The organism is Actinomadura logoneensis (assembly GCF_003428695.1).
Lineage (GTDB): Bacteria > Actinomycetota > Actinomycetes > Streptosporangiales > Streptosporangiaceae > Spirillospora > Spirillospora logoneensis.
The window spans coordinates 1-550 of sequence record NZ_QURH01000354.1 but is presented as its reverse complement, the minus strand read 5'-3'; the positions used below and the strand labels follow the sequence as shown (position 1 = coordinate 550).

The following is a 550-nucleotide window of genomic DNA, read 5'->3' as shown; positions in this document are numbered from 1 at the left end:
CCGCGGTGCCCGGCGAGCCCGCCGGTCGCGGCCGGTCCGGCGTCGCGGAGCGCGACCTCCAGCGCGTGGATCCCGCGGGCGAGGGCGGCGGGGCTGAGCCCGGCCAGCACGGGCGTGGGGTCCCACCAGCGACGCGCCTTGACCCGGAACCCGCACGTCTCGACGCGTCCCTCGCCGATCCATGCCTCGGCGCCCTCGCGGACGTCGGCGAACGGCCGCTCTCGGGCGGGGACGACCAGCACCACGGCGTTCGGCAGGCGCACCGCGCCCTCGGCGACCACGGCCAGCACGCGCGGCTCGGGGACGCCCCGGACCTCCAGGTAGATCGCCGCCGGGAACACCGCGATCACGCGCGCGGGTCGCTTGGGCGCGTCCAGCAGGCGGCGCAGCGGGAGCGCCGCCGCGCCCGCCGGGCCGTGTCCCCCGAGGACGGAGGTGGCGGCGCCCTGGCGGGACGAGGGGCCGGCGTTCTGCCGGGGCGAGGGGGCGGCGCCCTGCCGGGGCGACGGGGGTGGGCTCTGCCGGGGCGAGGGGCTGGGGCCGGGGCTCT

The 550-nt window shown here is 81.1% G+C and carries 1 pseudogene; it reads right to left on the bottom strand.

The window, feature by feature from the left end:
- Positions 1-550, bottom strand: a pseudogene (locus tag DZF91_RS40000) (hypothetical protein); the annotation flags it as partial.